Source organism: Paenibacillus kribbensis (genome assembly GCF_001705305.1).
GTDB lineage: Bacteria > Bacillota > Bacilli > Paenibacillales > Paenibacillaceae > Paenibacillus > Paenibacillus kribbensis_B.
In genome coordinates, this window is the sequence record NZ_MCBP01000004.1 from 299,234 (window position 1) to 317,128 (window position 17,895).

At 49.3% G+C, this 17,895-nt stretch carries 19 protein-coding genes; 18 read left to right on the forward strand and 1 reads right to left on the reverse strand.

The annotated features are described in order from the left end of the window. The first annotated feature begins 50 nt into the window (after nucleotides 1-50). The 5 genes from BAZ21_RS10030 (at nucleotide 51) to BAZ21_RS10050 (ending at nucleotide 3,793) form a co-directional block, all read left to right on the forward strand. Nucleotides 51-1,160: a hypothetical protein gene (locus BAZ21_RS10030; protein WP_068499954.1), complete on the forward strand. Its 1,110-nt coding sequence runs from the start codon at nucleotides 51-53 to the stop codon at nucleotides 1,158-1,160. Nucleotides 1,161-1,212: 52 nt separating this feature from the next. Then, on the forward strand, nucleotides 1,213-1,719 hold the full coding sequence (locus tag BAZ21_RS10035) for a gamma carbonic anhydrase family protein (RefSeq protein WP_068499957.1): 507 nt from the start codon (nucleotides 1,213-1,215) through the stop codon (nucleotides 1,717-1,719). Nucleotides 1,720-1,741: 22 nt separating this feature from the next. Beyond that, nucleotides 1,742-1,921, forward strand: a complete 180-nt coding sequence (locus BAZ21_RS10040) for an IDEAL domain-containing protein (protein ID WP_068499535.1) — start codon at nucleotides 1,742-1,744, stop codon at nucleotides 1,919-1,921. Between the two features lie 277 nt (nucleotides 1,922-2,198). Further along, entirely contained in the window at nucleotides 2,199-2,849 is a 651-nt protein-coding gene (locus tag BAZ21_RS10045; RefSeq protein ID WP_068499538.1) for a DUF1405 domain-containing protein, read from the forward strand. 86 nt (nucleotides 2,850-2,935) lie between these two features. After that, complete coding sequence (locus BAZ21_RS10050) at nucleotides 2,936-3,793, forward strand: sporulation protein YpjB (RefSeq protein WP_068499540.1); 858 nt, start codon at nucleotides 2,936-2,938, stop codon at nucleotides 3,791-3,793. Between the two features lie 94 nt (nucleotides 3,794-3,887). Here BAZ21_RS10050 and BAZ21_RS10055 read toward each other — a convergent pair whose 3' ends face one another. Next, on the reverse strand, nucleotides 3,888-4,757 hold the full coding sequence (locus BAZ21_RS10055) for a YitT family protein (protein ID WP_068499541.1): 870 nt from the start codon (nucleotides 4,755-4,757) through the stop codon (nucleotides 3,888-3,890). Nucleotides 4,758-4,968: 211 nt separating this feature from the next. On the opposite strand from BAZ21_RS10055, the gene BAZ21_RS10060 reads away from it, so the two are divergent. The 13 genes from BAZ21_RS10060 (at nucleotide 4,969) to dinG (ending at nucleotide 17,862) form a co-directional block, all read left to right on the forward strand. Further along, a complete protein-coding gene (locus BAZ21_RS10060; RefSeq protein WP_010345792.1) occupies nucleotides 4,969-5,298 on the forward strand; it encodes a nucleotide pyrophosphohydrolase in 330 nt (109 codons plus the stop codon). A gap of 50 nt (nucleotides 5,299-5,348) precedes the next feature. Next, a complete protein-coding gene (locus BAZ21_RS10065) occupies nucleotides 5,349-5,867 on the forward strand; it encodes a tetratricopeptide repeat protein (RefSeq protein WP_068499542.1) in 519 nt (172 codons plus the stop codon). A 31-nt stretch (nucleotides 5,868-5,898) separates the two neighbouring features. After that, nucleotides 5,899-6,702, forward strand: a complete 804-nt coding sequence (dapB, locus tag BAZ21_RS10070; RefSeq protein WP_068499543.1) for a 4-hydroxy-tetrahydrodipicolinate reductase — start codon at nucleotides 5,899-5,901, stop codon at nucleotides 6,700-6,702. Between the two features lie 57 nt (nucleotides 6,703-6,759). Beyond that, a complete protein-coding gene (gene mgsA / locus BAZ21_RS10075; protein ID WP_068499545.1) occupies nucleotides 6,760-7,197 on the forward strand; it encodes a methylglyoxal synthase in 438 nt (145 codons plus the stop codon). Then, nucleotides 7,194-7,886, forward strand: coding sequence for a bacillithiol biosynthesis deacetylase BshB1 (gene bshB1, locus BAZ21_RS10080; RefSeq protein WP_068499547.1), 693 nt, complete (start codon nucleotides 7,194-7,196; stop codon nucleotides 7,884-7,886). Before mgsA ends, bshB1 begins: the two co-directional genes overlap by 4 nt. A gap of 127 nt (nucleotides 7,887-8,013) precedes the next feature. After that, nucleotides 8,014-9,177 (forward strand): N-acetyl-alpha-D-glucosaminyl L-malate synthase BshA, encoded by a 1,164-nt coding sequence (bshA, locus tag BAZ21_RS10085; protein ID WP_068499549.1) that lies wholly within the window; start codon nucleotides 8,014-8,016, stop codon nucleotides 9,175-9,177. Nucleotides 9,178-9,231: 54 nt separating this feature from the next. Beyond that, nucleotides 9,232-10,578 (forward strand): CCA tRNA nucleotidyltransferase, encoded by a 1,347-nt coding sequence (locus tag BAZ21_RS10090; RefSeq protein ID WP_068499551.1) that lies wholly within the window; start codon nucleotides 9,232-9,234, stop codon nucleotides 10,576-10,578. Further along, nucleotides 10,571-11,545 (forward strand): biotin--[acetyl-CoA-carboxylase] ligase, encoded by a 975-nt coding sequence (locus tag BAZ21_RS10095; protein WP_068499553.1) that lies wholly within the window; start codon nucleotides 10,571-10,573, stop codon nucleotides 11,543-11,545. Before BAZ21_RS10090 ends, BAZ21_RS10095 begins: the two co-directional genes overlap by 8 nt. A 347-nt stretch (nucleotides 11,546-11,892) precedes the next feature. Continuing rightward, the gene (panB, locus tag BAZ21_RS10100; RefSeq protein WP_068499960.1) at nucleotides 11,893-12,792 is read left to right on the forward strand and encodes a 3-methyl-2-oxobutanoate hydroxymethyltransferase; all 900 of its coding nucleotides are present in this window, start codon (nucleotides 11,893-11,895) and stop codon (nucleotides 12,790-12,792) included. Next, entirely contained in the window at nucleotides 12,789-13,730 is a 942-nt protein-coding gene (gene panC, locus BAZ21_RS10105) for a pantoate--beta-alanine ligase (protein ID WP_068499555.1), read from the forward strand. The genes panB and panC overlap by 4 nt, the downstream gene beginning before the upstream one ends. Then, complete coding sequence (gene panD / locus BAZ21_RS10110; protein ID WP_007430795.1) at nucleotides 13,723-14,106, forward strand: aspartate 1-decarboxylase; 384 nt, start codon at nucleotides 13,723-13,725, stop codon at nucleotides 14,104-14,106. Before panC ends, panD begins: the two co-directional genes overlap by 8 nt. An 82-nt stretch (nucleotides 14,107-14,188) precedes the next feature. After that, nucleotides 14,189-14,836 (forward strand): tetratricopeptide repeat protein, encoded by a 648-nt coding sequence (locus BAZ21_RS10115; protein WP_068499557.1) that lies wholly within the window; start codon nucleotides 14,189-14,191, stop codon nucleotides 14,834-14,836. A 158-nt stretch (nucleotides 14,837-14,994) separates the two neighbouring features. After that, nucleotides 14,995-17,862, forward strand: a complete 2,868-nt coding sequence (gene dinG / locus BAZ21_RS10120) for an ATP-dependent DNA helicase DinG (protein WP_068499560.1) — start codon at nucleotides 14,995-14,997, stop codon at nucleotides 17,860-17,862. Nucleotides 17,863-17,895 lie beyond the last annotated feature (33 nt).

Below are 17,895 nucleotides of genomic sequence, written 5' to 3' on the forward strand. Positions count from 1 at the left end.
CAGGTAAGAATCATTTCCGGATGACAGTCCAGTGGCGAGGCGATGGAACGATGAATCTGGCGGATATGCTGACATTTGCGGATATTGTGCACTTGAACAGAATTGCGGTGTATTACGATTGTGACTGTAAGCCCAATTCCAAGCATGAGCTAATCCAGGGTATTTTGACAAAGCTCGGCAGTAGCAGTTTTTTTGAGGCGCAGGTTAGGGAGCTGAGATTGTCAGAGATAAGGTTTTTGAATGCACTGCTGTTCGATGATCGACCTTACTTAAGTATGGAGGAATTGATTGCGATTGCCAAGCAATCTGTCGAGGGGGACGTGGATTCTGGCGAGCGGCCGCGGGACATCGTGACCCGTTTGCGCTCTAGCGGCTGGCTGTTCAACGGTTCTACGCACAATACGAGATATTTATACCAAATTCCGTTGGATATGAAGGAGCGCTTTCGCCGTGTTATGGTGCGTGATCTCCAAAACGGAATGACCCGGGTAAGTGAACCGTCATCGTACCGGGAAGAGGGACATCTTTTGGCGGAGGATTTACGGCTTTTCCTTCAATACATGGAGCAGCATGAGATTCCGTTAAATCCTGAGGGGGCTTGGTACCGTCGCAATCAGCAGCAGCTGATGGAGCATTTGCATATTGCGGAGCCCCTACTGGGTAAGGGAGGCTGGCGCTTCGGATACGGTTCCTCTTTTAAGTTTTATCCAGACCGAATGGCACTACTGTATGATTATGCCCGTTACTCCAGGTACATTGAGGAGAAGGGAGATCGGGTTGTGCTGACGGCAAAGGGGGAGGCGCATAGGGAGCACGCAATTGAGGATGAAATGATACAGCTATTCAGGTTCTGGTTAAGATTGTATAAAGGAGCCGTTCCCAATCTGCTTTCTCTAGTCTATTGGATTGGAGAATGTGCCAGGCCCTGGACATCCTCAGAGTCGCTTTTTGTACATATCGGGCCGCTGATCCGACCGTTTTACTACGATACGCCCCGTTCGGTCTTTGATCAGAGGATCATCCGAATGATGCTGCATTTGGGTATGCTTCGTCAAGGTGAGCACCCGACGGAACCATCTGTACAGATGACAGCCTGGGGGCTGAAGCTGGCAGGGGAGTGCCGAATTGGGCGGAACGACCCGGGTATACGGCTCCATTGACAAGCAGCAAGCATGTTGATAGAATTTCACCCAAAATGAGAGGGTGAAGATGATGCTGATTCACTATAACGGAAATTTGCCGCAACTCCATTCATCTGTCTATGTGGCAGAAGGAGCAAAAATTGTCGGAAAGGTAACGATCGGCCAAGATTCCTCCGTATGGTTTAATGCCGTACTGCGCGGGGATATGGCACCTGTCATCATCGGTGAACGCTGCAATATTCAGGATGGGGTCGTGGGACATGTGAACACGGACCAGTCACTGGTGCTGGCGGATGATATTTCGGTGGGACATGCTGCCATTATCCATGGCTGTACGGTGGGCAAAGGCACTTTAATCGGTATGGGGGCTATTGTACTCAACGGAGCGGAGCTTGGTGAATATGCTTTAATAGGAGCAGGGTCGGTCGTTACGGAAAATGCTAAAATACCACCCTATACTCTTTCTCTCGGTACACCTGCCAAAGTGGTGCGCGAATTGACTGATGCGGATTTGCAGCGGATGTCACGAACGGCACTCAGCTATGTGGCGAAAGGAAAAGAATATAGGATCTCTTAAACTCATGTTGGAGGTGCATCCTATGGATAAAATGAAGGTTACTTATGAAGTCATGTTGGGCCTGTCTGCTGAAATGGTTTTGGACGAGGCACTACGTAAACACCGGAGCGAAAAGCTCTACAAGGATATTGATGAGGCGTTGGCCACCGGAGATGAAGTAGCTTTTCGTCATCTTACGGATGAGCTGAAAGCGATGAGTTGAAACGATTTCAGGAAGCTTCGGCTGGCCATTCCGGCCCCATCGTCAGTTCAAGATCATAATCACCAACCTGACCGTAGCAGCGGCCAGGTTTTTTTGAAGATTATAGAATTGTTCAGCGGAGCCGAACAATTCTATAATCGCAAGAAAAGCTTCCGCTAAGCGCAGTCTGACTTCCGTGAAAGTACGTCGATAGACGTTTTTCTTATACGCTTGGATATGATATAGTCTTGGTTGGAGCCTGCAAGGGCATCTGTCGTATGAACGGAGGATGAAGGACGTGTCATTGTCTTATTGGTGGAGCCGGTCGTTCCTGACGAGCCGGCCTTTTTTATGGCTGCTGTTCTGGTGTAATCTGGTTGGAACTGTATATGGGTACATATGGTATAAAGGACAGCTGGAATATACGCTAAACTATCATCCGCTGTGGCAAATTGTATTTGTGCCTGATAGTCCGACGGCCAGCCTGTTTTTTACGATCTCTATCGCATTTTTGCTTTATCCTCCACGCTTCAGGAGCTTGAAAGTGATTCGTCAGGTTATGGAGGCGTTGGCTATCATTACGAGTGTAAAGTATGGCATCTGGGCCTCGGCTATTATTTTTTGGGGTGTCGCCCAGGGCGGACATATGGTATGGCAGGATTGGATGCTGGTGGCTTCTCATACGGCCATGGCCGTCGAAGCACTGCTGTTCGTGCGCTTTTTTACCTGCAAATGGATTGCTTTAGGATTGGCCGCTTTGTGGACACTGTTAAACGATACGATGGATTATACATTTGGCATTTATCCGTACCTTCCGAAGGCGCTAACGGATGATGTACCGCAAGTGCGTGCGTTTACCTATATGCTGACGCTTTTCAGTATTGTAGCCGCATGGCTGGCCGTGCTGGCGCGCAATCGAAAGGAATCGTCTCATCGAGATACAGCTTGAGTCATAGCCTGACTTCATACGATTCACCTAATGCCAGTTCTAGTCCCGGTAACCTTGCCATACAGTAAGGTGAGGAGGGATGTCCCATGATTTGGGGTCAGGTGTTTCGTGTAACGTTCCGTGTTGCTTTGGGTGTTGTATTATCTATGGTCCTGCTGTCCGTCTGCGTCCCTCCAGGTATAGCAGAAGCACGTGATCAGCCAGAGCCTGTACAATCAAAATCCGTAGGTAATGCAAATGAAATTCAAAAACTGGATCAAGCTGCTGCGATACTGTATCGGGATGTAATGGATGGGAATATTGAAAAAGCGCGCGCAGATGTAGGCGAGGTGAGCCGATGGTTCAGCACCGGTCAGGTACAGGCAGCGCTATCTGTAGAGGCCATTCATGCTTTATCCGGCAGCATTCTTGAGGTGCAGCAGGCTACACAGTCCGTTCAAGCTTCGCCAGATGAGTGGGTGAAGGCAGCGGCCAATTTGCGGCTTGCGACAGATGCGCTTGCACATCCGCGTCAGCCTTTATGGCAGCAGTATTATAAAATTTTAAAAGAAGATGTCAGCGGCCTGAACACCCAATTTGCAAAAGGTAATATGAAGGGTTTCGCAGCAGGAGCCGCGGTGCTGGAGGATCACTATGAGACGATCCGCACAGCAGCACTGATCCACGGCAAGACAAGTGAGGTCGTGCGAACCGATTCATGGATTTCCTACGTCAAAGGATTGGGGGATCAGCAAAATGTAAATGCCTCAGCGATTAGGGGGGCATTGGAGCAGGGCAATCCTACGTTTAATGCTTTGTTTGGACGTGAAAAAGATGCCACAGCACTGGCGCCATTTATCCCGCGTGAAAGCGAGCGCCGAGCAGAATTGGCAATCGGGATGATGGTTCTGCTGGCGCTGACGTATGTAGGTTACCGCAAATATAGAACCGGGTTCTTCGGATAACGCTGAGCAGTTGAACAGTCCGAACTATTCGAACCGTCGCAGTTTTAGCCATTAATCCATTCTGTACGCGTTAGTTCTCGCCCGGTTTTCCGGGCTATTCCTCTTTGAACCCCTCTCCATGCACATCATGTACATCCTGGATGATGATAAACGCTCGTGGATCGACGGACTTCACAATCTGATGCAAACGCCGTATTTCCTGACGGGGTACGACACAGTAGGCAACATGCTTCGCCTGCTTGGAAAATGCACCTACAGCGGGAATAATCGTAACTCCCCGATCCATATCTTTTGTAATCATGTCGGCAATATCCATCGTATGGTCACTGATAATCATAAAAGCTCTGGCTGAATAAGCCCCTTCCTGTATAAAATCAATAATCTTGGACGCGATAAACACGGCGACTAGCGTATAGAGAATTTTTTCTTTGGGTATGTAAAGTAATGAAGCGCCGATAATGACAATATCAATCACCAGCAGAATTCGTCCCATACTCCAGCCAAATTTTCGATTTAAAATACGAGCGATAATATCCGAGCCGCCAGTGGTGCCGCCAAAGCGGAACACAATACCTAACCCCGCCCCGAGTGTAACCCCTGCATACAATGAAGAAAGTATAAAATCGTGTTCGGTCTGAAATGTCCCCATCCATCCGAAATGAATCATTTTTTCAAACAGCCACAGAAAAAAAGTGAGCGACCCGATCCCTACGCCTGTATAAATAATCTGCTTGCCGCCAAGCATTTTCCATCCGATTAAAAATAAAGGAATGTTCAGGAGTAAGGTAGAGAGGGACGGTGGAATGGAAAAAGCATAATTCAGCAACAGGGTAATCCCTGTAATGCCGCCTTCCATCAGCTTGCTGGGTATAATGAAATACAGCAAACCGAATGCATAGATGGCAGTGCCGAGCAGAATGGGTAAAATCATTTTAAGCTGTGCCATGATTTTGGATATCTTCATGTAATCCCTCGCAATAGCAGTTTGGTGATGAACGATTTCATGTATTTAGGGTGAACCGTAGATCCTTATGTTTAGTATACCTTTTTATGGTAGCTTTAAAAGACTAATGATCACAGGTTGGAGGCACAAGTTAAATTAAAAAAAATTTGTTTTAAAATGTGCTTTACGATAACATATGAATAAACCTGCACATAGGGGGATTGTATGCTTCATGGAAAAATCGTTAGATGATATTCAACGTGAGGTAGATCAGTATATATCTCAATTTAAGGAAGGGTATTTTAGCCCCTTGGCGATGTTGGCCAGGATGTCTGAGGAAGTCGGGGAACTGGCGAGGGAAGTGAATCACTCCTTTGGCGAGAAGCCGAAAAAAACGGATGAGGCCGACAATTCCATTGAACTGGAGCTGGGAGACATTTTGTTTATCACGGTTTGCTTTGCGAATTCGCTGGGTATAAATTTGACCGAGGCTCATGACAAGGTCATGCATAAATTTAATACACGTGACGCGAATCGCTGGACCAAAAAGGACACCGATTAGGCGTTTTGTACATATGCTGTACCAAACCGGTTACCCGGAGGTGCAGTGTCATGAAGGCGGAGGAATACGTTCAGAAAGCTTATCAATGCATTTTGCAGAACGATTTTGAGCAGGCCGTGGAATGGTTTGAAAAAGCGATTTCAGCCCAGCCTGATCATGCGGAGCATTATTTCCGGTGTTCGGTTACCTATGCCCGCAGTGGACGTTTGGAGCAGGCGCTCACTTACGCAGAGCGCGCGGTTCGTCTGGCTCCACACCAGAATGAATATGTGCTTCATCTGCACGCGCAGCAAGCCAGGCAACTTACGGAGAAGGCCAGAAAGATGCTTGATGTCGACAAAACTACACCACAGTTGCATCGAGATGCAATCTTGCTGCTGGAACAGGCGATTGCCCTTGATCCGCTATGCGGTGATGCATTTATGCTACTCGCGTTGATTTATGACGAATTGAATGAATATAAGCTGGCTGTGCAGGCTGCTCTCGAAGCGGCTGCCTTGTTTCCTCACAATGTACAGCTTGTCAATCTCATGAAGAAGTTATGCCAACAGATGAATGAACAAATCTAGCACAAATTGATGCATAAGGAGTTGTAGGGATATGTCAGAGCCAATAAAAGTAGCTGTCGTAGGTGCAGCAGGGCGTATGGGCCGTGAGGTTGTCAAATTGGTTCTTCAGGATGAGGAACTACAGCTTGTGGCCGCAGTGAACAGAACGCACGCCGGCAGTGATGCCGGCCTTCTCGTCGGACTGCCGGAAGCGGGCATCGCTATTGTGGAAGATGTGGAGCAGGCTTTGCTGGATAGCAGACCCGATGTCATGGTCGATTTTACAGGGCCGCGTTTTGCGTACACACATACAGCGCTTGCGATCAAGCATGGAGTTCGTCCGGTAATGGGAACTACAGGGTTTACACCTGAGCAGATTGATGAACTGGACAAGCAGTGCCGGGAACAGCAGATTGGTGGTCTGATAGCGCCTAACTTTTCCATTGGAGTCATTTTGATGATGCGGTTTGCGGCTCAGGCGGCGAAATACTATCCTCATCTGGAAATTATCGAATATCACGGTGACCAAAAATTGGACGCGCCCTCGGGAACGGCCATTAAAACGGCAGAAATGATTGCGGAGCAGCGCCAGGAGCTGCGACAGGGCAACCCGGAGGAGGAGGAATTGCTGGAAGGATCACGTGGCGGCTACTATCAGGGCTTTCGTATTCACAGTGTCCGGCTTCCCGGCGTATTCGCGCAGCAGGAAGTGATATTCGGAGGATTTGGAGAATCCCTTAAAATCCGTCAGGATTCTTATGAGCGGGCAAGCTATATGCCTGGTGTCAAAATTGGTATTCAAAAGGTCATGGAGCAGCCTGGACTTGTATACGGGTTTGAGCATTACATTGATTAAGAAAAATGCGAATGAATTGATGAACGGAAATATAGAATGAGGCAGGAGGAATTTCGAATGTTAAAGATTGCATTTATAGCGCATGATCGTAAAAAGGATGAAATGGTTAACTTTGTAACGGCATATGAGCATGTGTTTACAGACCATCAATTGTATTCAACAGGCACGACAGGTCTGCGCATTATGGAGCAAACGAAGCTTCAAATTCACCGTTTCATGTCAGGGCCGCTTGGGGGAGACCAGCAAATAGGGGCTCTGGTTGCCCAAAACAAAATGGATTTGATTATATTTTTGCGTGACCCGTTAATGGCACAGCCGCATGAGCCGGATATTAGTGCCTTGCTGCGTCTGTGCGACGTGCAGGGGATTCCTCTGGCAACCAATGTTGCAACGGCTGAGATACTGGTTAAAGCGCTGGATCGCGGCGATTTTGCGTGGCGTGAGTTGGTACATAAATATAAACCGGGTATTGGCGAGTTGGGTGATGTCAAATGACGCTGGATATACTGATTTTTGGAGCCCATGCCGACGATGCAGAGATAGGTATGGGAGGCACGATTGCCAAACATACAGCCGCTGGTTTCAAGGTGGGTGTGTGCGATTTGACACGGGCTGAAATGTCCTCCAATGGGGATGTGGATACTCGTATGGCAGAAGCTGAACACGCTTCAAAAGTGCTGGGCCTTGCCGTGCGGACGAATCTGGGGCTGCCTGACCGTGGATTATATGTGACACCCGAGCATGTAGCTGCAGTTACAGCAGAGATCAGGCGTCATGCTCCGAAAGTCGTATTTGCTCCGTATTGGGAGGATCGGCACCCCGATCATGTGATGTGCAGCAAGCTGGTGGAGGAAGCGGTGTTTAACGCCAAGCTACGACGCTTTATGCCGGAAAAACCTGCGGTGCAGGTGGAGCAGTTATATTTTTATTTTATTAATGACATCGGCAGAACGGACCTGATCGTGGACATTACGGAGCACTATGAAGCCAAGGAGCAATCGCTGCTAAGCTATGTTTCGCAATTTCAGGCTGCACCGGGCAAGGACACGGTAGCTACGCCGTTAAATCAGGGCTATGTGGAGCGCGTGAAAGCCCGGGATTCTCTGCTCGGTCAGCGCAAACTGATTCCATATGCAGAGGGGTTTGCGTCCAAAACGCCTCATCTGGTTAAGCTATTCACATAAGGATTCATAAAATTCTTGACATATGAATGCACAGAATCCGACGTAAAACGGACAGAGATGTGCACTGTATTTGGTGTGTCACTATTATTAAAAGTCATTACTGATGAACGGAAGGGGGCAGCTTAACTTGAATGACAAATTGAAAATTGGAATTACCTGTTATCCATCGCTGGGTGGTTCCGGCGTAGTAGCGACAGAGCTGGGCAAGTTGCTGGCCGAGAAGGGGCATGAGGTCCATTTTATTGCCAATAGCATTCCGTTCAGATTAGGCGGGGCATTCCAAAAAAATATATTTTATCATGAGGTTGAGGTTAACGATTATTATGTGTTCAGATACCCGCCTTATGATTTGTCGTTGGCGACAAAAATGGCCCAGGTTGCACAAATGAAGAATTTGGATGTACTTCATGTTCATTATGCCGTACCACATGCGGTATGCGCTTATTTGGCCAAGGAAATGGTCGGCGATCACCTCAAGGTGGTAACCACGCTGCATGGTACGGACATTACGGTGCTGGCGCAGGATGAATCGTTGAAGGACCTGATTCGACTGGCTATTAACAAAAGCGACGCTGTGACCGCAGTGTCCAAGGATTTGATTCGTGTAACGATAGATGCGCTGGAGATTACACGGCCCATTGATTTGACCTATAACTTTGTAGACAAGCGCGTGTATTATCCAAGGGATGCAGCTGTGCTGCGGAGAGATTTTGCCCAGCCGGATGAGAAGATCATGATGCATATTTCCAATTTCCGTCCTGTCAAACGGGTGGGAGACGTATTGGATATATTTGCACGAGTGCAGGAAAAAGTACCTTCAAAGCTGCTGCTCGTCGGGGAAGGGCCAGACCTTCCAAAAATCCGCTGTAAAATCGAAGAATTAGGCTTACAGGATAAGGTATTCTTTTTGGGTAAGCAGGATGAGATTGCACAGGTTATTTCCATGGCGGATGTGCTGCTGCTTCCTTCGGAAAAAGAAAGCTTTGGGCTGGTTGCGCTGGAAGCCATGGCTTGCGGGGTGCCAACCGTTGGCTCTCAGGCAGGCGGCATACCTGAACTTGTTGTACATGGAAGTACGGGATATCTTGCTGAAATTGGCAACACCGAGGCGATGGCTAAATATGCAGTCGAGCTGTTATCCGATGAAGCGATGGCAGAGCGTTTCCGTGAAGCCTGTCTGACACGTGCTCGCACTGTTTTCTGTGATAAGCTGATTAGCCGTCAATATGAAGAAATATATTACCGTGTGTTGGGACGCGAGGTGCCGGAGCTTAAACCGATCTGCGTTTAAGGAGGCGGACTCGCGTCCGTTTTTTTATTGAATATTTGCAAAGGGGGAAACCCTATGAACACAAATACCTGGCAATATGCGGATCAAGAGATGGCTCTTCATGGCAAAGAGGTCATACATACACTTACGACAGCAGGTCACGAGGCCTACTGGGTTGGTGGTTGTGTACGGGATGAGCTATTAGGCCGTGCTATTCATGACATGGACCTGACCACTTCGGCTGAACCTGAACAGGTCATAGCCCTGTTCCCTCATGTCATTCCGACAGGAATTCAGCATGGGACGGTTACGGTCATGCAGGGCGGTCATGCATTCGAGGTAACCACATTTCGGACGGAAAGCGGCTATGCTGATCACCGCCGTCCAACGGAAGTTGCTTTTGTGAAGGAGATCCGGGAGGATCTGATGCGGCGTGATTTTACCATGAACGCGATAGCGATGAATGAATATGGAGAGCGAGTGGACCCGTTTGGAGGAGAAGCCGATTTGCGCGCTGCTCTTGTCCGTTGTGTGGGGCGAGCCGAGGAACGGTTTGAGGAGGACGGATTGCGGATGCTGCGTTGCATCCGTTTTGCCTCTGTTTTCCGTTTCCGCGTCGCTTTCAACACATGGAAAGGGATGATAGGGCGCAGAGAAGGACTTCGATATATAGCAATGGAACGCGTGCGAGTCGAACTGGAAAAGATGCTGTCCGGGCCGGACCCGCTACGCGGTCTGGACATGCTGAGCCGGAGTGGATTGCTGGCCTGTACCAAGGTGCCGGTTCCCTGGGAGCAATGTGAAGGGGACGCGCTTAGCGGGATCGTGCAGCTGCCGGATGAACTGCGTTGGGGCCTGCTTCTGTTGTCTTGCAGACTGACCTCAGAGGCAGCGGACGAGTTACTGAGAGCTTGGACCTTCTCCAATGCTGTACGTCTGCGTCTGGTTCATCTGCTGGAATGGGAGACCGAGCTAGTCAGCCGTGCTGTTGCAATAGCTGGTGATTCCGCTTCTGAAAAACATGACGACAGCCACGATGAGGCACTCCGCCGCAGCTGGATTCAACTATTAATTATGCTGGGACGGGATACCGCTTCAGATTGGCTTGAGGTTTATCAAACACTGCCTGCTTCGTTTCGTGGATTATCGCCGGAGGCAGACAATCATGTAGCGAGGTTGGCAGAAATGGCAGACATGTGGACGAAGCAAGCCACAGTGATTCGTATTAAGGATTTAAACATTACAGGAAATGTACTGGTTCAAGCGATGAATCGACCGGGTGGGCCTTGGCTGGGACAGATGATGGAACGGCTTTTGCTGGCTGCCGCCTGCGGAGATATCCCGAATGAAACAGAAGCATTGCTTGAGGAAGCGAAACGGGTGACGAAACAGGTGACGAAACAGGAGATAAGTAATGAATAATCATGAAAGATTGTTAGGCATACTGGAGGAAGGGGCATCCGATTATGTATCCGGGGAGGAGATCAGCCGCCGTCTCTCGGTCAGTCGCACGGCCATATGGAAGCAGATGAACAAGCTGCGTGAGCTGGGCTACACCATTGAAGCCTCCTCGCGTCGTGGCTACCGATTGGTGTCCCAACCAGACCGACTAGAGGTTTCCAAGCTGGCAAGTGCATTGAATACCGAATCGTTTGGTCAACGTATCGTTATTCTGGATTCGACGGTCTCCACTCAGCAGGATGCCATGCGTTTGGCAGAAGAGGGAGCGCCGGAGGGGACCGTAGTGCTGGCGGAAGAGCAGACGGCAGGACGGGGACGTTTGGGTCGGAAGTGGTTTTCACCTCGTGGTAAAGGTGTCTGGATGAGCATTGTGCTGCGACCCACCCAGCCCCTAGGCTTTACTCCCCAGCTGACACTGCTTACAGGTGTAGCGGTGTGCAGGGCTATTCGTCGGCTGACGGGTGTGGAGGCTGGCATCAAGTGGCCGAATGATCTGCTTATTCATGGCCGTAAAGTGTCCGGTATTCTGTTGGAATCTGCAACAGAGGATCAACGGGTCCGCTATTGTATTGCCGGCATCGGCATTGATGTGAATTTGAATACGGATGATTATCCCGAAGAATTAACTCAGTTGGGAACGTCTTTGAAAATAGAAGCAGGGCGTGAAATTGACCGTACTGAATTGATTGCTGCGGTGCTGGAAGAGATGGAGCAGCTATGCAGGTTGTATGCGGAGCAGGGCTTTCAGCCGATAGCCATGCTGTGGGAGGCTTTATCGGTAACGATAAACCGCAGCGTACGGGCACATACCGGACAAGGGATAGTGGTGGAAGGTACAGCCGTCGGTCTGGACCCATCAGGAGCATTAGTGGTAGAAACGGGTCAGGGAGAGCGAATTCAGGTCATTTCGGGCGATATACAATTGTAAGAGCGAGTATAGCTGTGAATAGCGCCCACAATCGCTATAATTCCTGTGCAAAACTTCACGTGAAATAGTGGATGTTTTTTGTTATACTGTGCAGGAGGCGGCATCGGACGGTCCGAGCTGCACTCCAAGGGCACATGCTCTATTTTAGCAAGTTTGTAAAACCATCATAACTTCATTTGAAGGTTACGTTGGATTCTGCTCTGAGCCGAACAGGACCGAGACAGAAGGGACGATCTCAAAATGAGTGTCTTTTTTGGCTGTTCGGACCTTTTAGTGACGCGCATATGCAGGCGTTCATAAAAGGTTATTTTTTGTGCCAAAAAAAGATGGAAGGGAGCCATGAGCAAATGGCGGGAAAACAAGCACTGAATATTGTGAAAATGAAAAAAATGAAGCAGGAGGGCATTCCGCTCAGTATGCTGACCGCGTATGATTATCCATCGGCTAAAATAGCCGAGGAGGCGGGAATTGACATGATTCTCGTGGGAGATTCACTGGGTAACGTGGTTCTTGGTTACGATTCGACCATTCCCGTAACTTTGGACGATATCGTGTACCATTCCCGGGCGGTAGCAAGAGGCGCGGAGCACACATTTATCGTAGCGGACATGCCTTTTATGACATACCACAGCAGTGTATCGGAAAGCTTGCAGGGCATCCGCCGTCTGATGCAGGAAGGACATGTGCATGCTGTCAAATTGGAAGGCGGAGCGGAAATTGCCGATGTCGTAAAAGCGACTGTTCGGGCAGGTGTACCTGTACTGGGACATATCGGTCTTACACCACAGGCAGTCAATCAGATTGGCGGCTATCGCATTCAAGGCAAGGACGAAGCAGACGCACGTCGGTTGATGGAGGATGCCAAGGCACTGGAGCAGGCGGGTGCCTTTGGCGTTTTAATGGAACTGGTGACCGAGGAAGTCGCAACTGCCATTTCCAAAGAACTATCCATTCCGACCATTGGAATTGGCGCTGGACGCGGATGCGACGGTCAGGTGCTGGTCTACCACGATCTGATTCAATATGCATCGCCTTATTACAGCAAGCGCTTTGTCAAAACCTATGCCGATGTAGGCGGCTTGATCCGCAGCAGCATTGAGCAATATGTGAGCGATGTGAAGGATCGGGCCTTTCCGGCTGAAGAGCATGTGTTCAGTGCGGATGACCGTGTCGTGGAAGCTCTGTACGGTAAGGCGAAAGGGCAGTCACAGGAACAAGCTAAGGAAAAGGTGGAATCCCGGTCATGATCATCGTAAGAGAAGTGGCCCAGCTGCGACAGGCTATCGCTGAACGTCGGCAGCTTGGCGCAAATGGAGCAAAGGCGGTAAATGATTCCGCCTCTGTGCAACAGCAACATAAAGTCGGCTTTGTGCCGACGATGGGATATTTGCATGAAGGCCATGCGAGCTTGATGCAAAAGGCGCGTGAAATGTCGGATACAGTGGTGCTCAGCATTTTCGTCAACCCGATTCAATTTGGACCTAATGAAGATCTGGACAGCTACCCTCGTGATGAAGCACGTGACCTGGAGGTAGCACGGCGTGAGGGCGTGGATATTGTGTTTTTGCCAACTGTAGCAGAAATGTACCCGCAGCCAACCCGAACCAAGATTCACGTATCCGCCTTGACCGAACGTTTATGCGGCGCTTCACGTCCAGGACATTTTGATGGTGTGACGACGGTGGTGGCCAAGCTGTTTAACATGGTCAATCCTGATCTGGCCTTCTTTGGGATGAAGGACGCGCAGCAGGTTGCTGTGCTACAGCAGATGGTGACCGATCTCAATATGAATGTGACCATTGTACCTTGCTCTATCGTTCGAGAGGCTGACGGTTTGGCGCTGAGCTCGCGCAATGTGTATTTGAGTACAGAGCAGCGGGAGCAGGCATTGGTGCTGTCCCGGGCACTGCGCAAGGTGCGTGAAGTGAGTGAGGATGTTGTACAGAACACGTTTACGATCCGTCAGGTATATCAAATGGTGGAGTCCACTATTACTTCGTCGCCCTTGGCTGACATTGACTATATTGAAATATTAACTTTTCCCGGCCTGGAGCCCCTTCTCCCCGAGCAGCGGCTAAGTGATGTTGAAGAGGACATCATTGTGGCGCTGGCAGTGAAATTTGGGAACACCCGACTGATTGACAATATAAGATTACAGAAAGCGGAGGTGCTTTCGCATGTTTAGAACGATGATGAAATCGAAAATTCACCGGGCGACGGTGACTGAAGCCAATCTTAACTATGTGGGGAGCATTACAATTGATGAGGATTTGATGGAGACATCTGATCTGCTGGAAAATGAAAAGGTTCAAATTGTGAACAACAACAACGGAGCCCGGCTGGAGACCTATGTTATCCCTGGACCGCGTGGCAGTGGCGTGATTTGCCTCAACGGTGCAGCGGCGCGTCTGGTGCAGCCAGGCGATACCGTCATTATTATTTCCTACGCTTCGATGTCAAATGAAGAGGCAAAAACATACAAACCGACTGTAGTATTCGTGGATGAGCATAATAAACCAGCTCAGACGGCGAATAAAGAAGTACACGCTACGATCATGTAATGAATGGGAGTGCGGATGAAACCCGCCCATTAGGCGAAAAATGTGAGTGTATTAATCCATCTTTCGTAAGGGCGGGATGCACATGTTCCAGCATGTATTCGCAGAAATGAACAGCATGTTAGATGATATCGTGAAGCATTACCCATCAGCCCAAGGCTCGCGCAAACAGGAGCTGCTGCAGCATTGGAGCTTGCTGCGGAAAATGAGTGACAGAATTATGGATGAATGGCTGGCTTTTGAGGAAAAAATGGTTTGCCTGCGAGCGGCCGGTTTTTCCACAGAGTCCGATATGTCTGACACGGAGCTAACTGGAAAGGAACAGCCTGAAAAAGAGCTGCCTGCCTATAATCGGGGACAAGGATATTATCAACTGCTTATGTACCCTGAGGCAATTCAACAGTTCGAGCAGGTATTACAGCATTTTCCGAACAGCTGGCAAAGTCGTATGTATTTAGGAATGGCGTATTTTCAACTGGAGGATACAGCGCAGGCTGTACGCCATTTTGAGCAGGTGCTTGACCTGACTGAGCAGCCGTCACTCAAGGCGGCCATCTATAACGCGCTTGGCTGTCTGATGGCCAAACAGGCTGACGTAGAGGCTGCGCAAAAATGTTTTGCTCTTGCGCACCAGCTCGATCCTGCAATGCCCGAGCCTTTGCACAATATGGAAGCCTGTTTGTCCGGTACCGAAATGCTTCGCTATGACAGCTCCATGATGAGCTGGATGTAGTTGTCAGACACCGGGTAAGACGATGCATGCCCACCTCCCCAGGCGGCGTGTGCATCGTCTTTTTTGGCTGTCTTAATTTCCAAAAAGGCGATCTTCTGATATGCTGTTATACAGAGTTCATATTTTTTGTATGTGTCAAAAGAAAGGATTAAGCTCGAATGAAATTTGCGGTATTGGATTTTGAAACGACAGGCACCCAGTCCGCGGATGACATCATTCAAGTCGGACTTGCAATTATAGATCATGATAACAGCATTTCCCGTGTTTACGGTTCTTATGTGAACCCTGGCAGATCCATTCCGCCTTTTATTACCGGGTTGACCGGAATTACAGACGATGACGTCAAGGATGCTCCTGCACTCGAAGAAATGATGATGGAGCTAGTCCCTATGCTGGATGATGTTGTCCTGGTCGGTCATAATGTAGCCTTTGATTTTAATTTTTTGCAAAACGCCTTAGATCGGTGCGGATACCTGCCGTTTAGCGGCAGAATTTTGGATACGATGGATTTTCTGAAAATCATGTTTCCATCGCTCTCCTCCTATCAACTCGGATTTGTTTCTTCTGAGTTCGGGCTGGCTCATGATCGCCCCCATCAAGCAGACAGCGACGCGCTGGCTACAGCTGAGGTGTTCTTAAAGTGTCTGGCTGAGCTTCAAGCGTTGCCTTTAATCACGATACAGCGGCTCAGCGATTTGTTTGCAGAGGAAGACAGTGATCTTGGCTGGTTTCTTGACGGGGTACGTGAAGAGAAAGAGCTTGATCCCATTCAGGATTTGGAGGGGCATCAGTTTTATCGTCAGCTTGCACTGAAGGTGGAGGATTGGACAGAGCTGGCAGCTCCGCGCAGAGAAGATGATCCGAATCCGCTGTCAGGTGTTTCCTTTGAGGAATACATGGATGATGTGCGAGATCAATTGCGTTCATCCTTGAGCCAATACGAGGAGCGCGAAGCGCAGGTACAAATGATAGAGGATGTAAATCAGGCGCTGAGTGAAGACAAGCATTTGTTGATCGAGGCAGGTACAGGGACAGGCAAGTCCCTCGGTTATTTGCTTCCATCACTGTATCACAGTGTAAAATATGGACAGCGAGTCACGGTAAGTACGCATACCATCAACCTGCAGGAACAATTACGCGAGCGTGATATTCCGATGCTGACAAAGGTGATTACGTTCCCGTTCCGGGCTGCCATTTTTAAGGGTCGAGGGCATTATTTGTGTCTGCGCAAGTTTGAACATAAAATAAACAGAAGAGACTTCGCAACACCAAAGGAAGATCTAATAACAGCGGCTCAAATGATCGTCTGGCTGACGCTGACAGAAACCGGTGATGATGAAGAATTGAATCTGAGCAACCGTGGCGGAGATTTTTGGGAAACGGTGGCAAGTGATTCCGAGTCCTGCCTCGGCCGCTCCTGCCCGTGGTTCCGTAAATGCTTTTATCATCGTGCACGTCATGAGGCGGGAATAGCCGATGTGGTTATTACAAATCATTCCAAGCTGTTTACGGATGTCAAGGCAAGTCATCAGCTATTGCCAAGCTATGAGCATCTGGTCATTGATGAAGCACACCATCTGGAGGAGGTCGCTGGCAAGCATCTGGGCATGCATATGAAATATTTCACACTCGTCCATACGCTGACCCGGCTGTTCAAAGACAGCAAGAATGGACAGCTGCCTTCACTGCGTCAACAGCTGGTAAAGTCTGGTCATGAGAAGTCGGCAGATTGGGCTTCGACCATCGATCAGCTATATCCACTTGTGCTTGAGGTCAAGGAGACATGGGATTTGCTGAGCGACAGGCTATTCGGTATGCTGCCGGAGCGAAGTGATGCGACACCGGGTGAAACAGGGCAGTTTTCTTCCCGGCTCAAGCCATCGGCCAAGCCTGCGAAGTGGGATCAAGCGGCTGCGCTGGAAAATCAGCTAAATGTCACACTAAGCGAAATTTTGCGCAAGGGTGACAAGCTCATGCTGGACGTAAAGGAAGAATATGATGATTATGCGGCTGACAGCCTTATTACGGATATTACGGGACTGCTCAAGGATTTGGCCGGGATCAAGGAGAATTTGCGCCTCTTTATGCGTCTTGATGATGAGACGACCGTCTACTGGCTTGAAGCGAGTGGGCAATTCCGCAGTAAATCATTGCAATTTTATGCAGTACCTGTAGATGTGAGCCGCCAACTGAAAGAAATGTTTTTTGACAAAAAAAGAAGCATTATTCTGACTTCAGCTACCTTATCGGTGGATAAATCGTTTCAGTACATGACCGATCAGCTCGGCTTGCAGGAAGCTGCAGACGAGGGACGGCTGATGACTTCGCAGCTCCCGTCGCCCTTTAACTACAGGGATCAGGTGCTGCTGGTCATTCCCCGCGATTTCCCGAGTGTAAAGGGCAGTGTAGGAGATGCACATTTTGTTAATATGCTTGTCAGCTCGCTAGGCGCGACTGCTCAGGCGACCCGGGGGAGAATGCTCGTTCTGTTTACCTCCTACCGGATGCTCCGGCAAGTGTATGAGCCGCTCAAAGAGGCATTGTCTTCGAGCGACATCACTGTGCTGGGACAGGGTGTAGACAGCGGGAGCCGCAGCAAGCTCACCCGGCGTTTTCAGGAGGCCAAGGCTTCTGTGTTGCTGGGAACCAGCAGCTTCTGGGAGGGTGTTGATATTCCAGGCGAGGCGCTGACGTGTTTGGCCATCGTCCGTCTACCGTTTCAACCGCCGAATCACCCGTTGCTGGAGGCGAAAAGCGAGCTGCTGCAGCAGCAGAAGAAAAATCCATTTATGAAGCTGTCTGTTCCACAGGCAGTCATTCGCTTTAAACAGGGATTCGGGCGTTTGGTACGTACAGCGAGCGACCATGGGGTCGTCATCGTTTACGATACACGTGTCATCGAATCCTATTACGGAAAGCACTTTTTGTACTCGTTACCGGGACCAAAAATGGAGCATATGCCGACGGAGCAAATGGTGCCCCGCATCTCTGAATGGCTCCAATCCACCCCGGAGACTGAGGCATAATGGACGGGCATCTAAAAATGTCCGTTACAATTA

Bases quoted from the DNA above. Each gene is read 5' to 3' on its own strand.
- bshB1 (WP_068499547.1), top strand. From the start codon at position 7,194: ATGACGCTGGATATACTGATTTTTGGAGCCCATGCCGACGATGCAGAG.
- BAZ21_RS10030 (WP_068499954.1), top strand. From the start codon at position 51: ATGAATCTGGCGGATATGCTGACATTTGCGGATATTGTGCACTTGAAC.
- panB (WP_068499960.1), top strand. From the start codon at position 11,893: ATGGCGGGAAAACAAGCACTGAATATTGTGAAAATGAAAAAAATGAAG.
- BAZ21_RS10040 (WP_068499535.1), top strand. From the start codon at position 1,742: ATGGATAAAATGAAGGTTACTTATGAAGTCATGTTGGGCCTGTCTGCT.
- panC (WP_068499555.1), top strand. From the start codon at position 12,789: ATGATCATCGTAAGAGAAGTGGCCCAGCTGCGACAGGCTATCGCTGAA.
- BAZ21_RS10095 (WP_068499553.1), top strand. From the start codon at position 10,571: ATGAATAATCATGAAAGATTGTTAGGCATACTGGAGGAAGGGGCATCC.
- BAZ21_RS10090 (WP_068499551.1), top strand. From the start codon at position 9,232: ATGAACACAAATACCTGGCAATATGCGGATCAAGAGATGGCTCTTCAT.
- panD (WP_007430795.1), top strand. From the start codon at position 13,723: ATGTTTAGAACGATGATGAAATCGAAAATTCACCGGGCGACGGTGACT.
- BAZ21_RS10060 (WP_010345792.1), top strand. From the start codon at position 4,969: ATGGAAAAATCGTTAGATGATATTCAACGTGAGGTAGATCAGTATATA.
- BAZ21_RS10065 (WP_068499542.1), top strand. From the start codon at position 5,349: ATGAAGGCGGAGGAATACGTTCAGAAAGCTTATCAATGCATTTTGCAG.
- BAZ21_RS10055 (WP_068499541.1), bottom strand. From the start codon at position 4,757: ATGAAGATATCCAAAATCATGGCACAGCTTAAAATGATTTTACCCATT.
- dinG (WP_068499560.1), top strand. From the start codon at position 14,995: ATGAAATTTGCGGTATTGGATTTTGAAACGACAGGCACCCAGTCCGCG.
- BAZ21_RS10115 (WP_068499557.1), top strand. From the start codon at position 14,189: ATGTTCCAGCATGTATTCGCAGAAATGAACAGCATGTTAGATGATATC.
- dapB (WP_068499543.1), top strand. From the start codon at position 5,899: ATGTCAGAGCCAATAAAAGTAGCTGTCGTAGGTGCAGCAGGGCGTATG.
- BAZ21_RS10035 (WP_068499957.1), top strand. From the start codon at position 1,213: ATGCTGATTCACTATAACGGAAATTTGCCGCAACTCCATTCATCTGTC.
- mgsA (WP_068499545.1), top strand. From the start codon at position 6,760: ATGTTAAAGATTGCATTTATAGCGCATGATCGTAAAAAGGATGAAATG.
- BAZ21_RS10050 (WP_068499540.1), top strand. From the start codon at position 2,936: ATGATTTGGGGTCAGGTGTTTCGTGTAACGTTCCGTGTTGCTTTGGGT.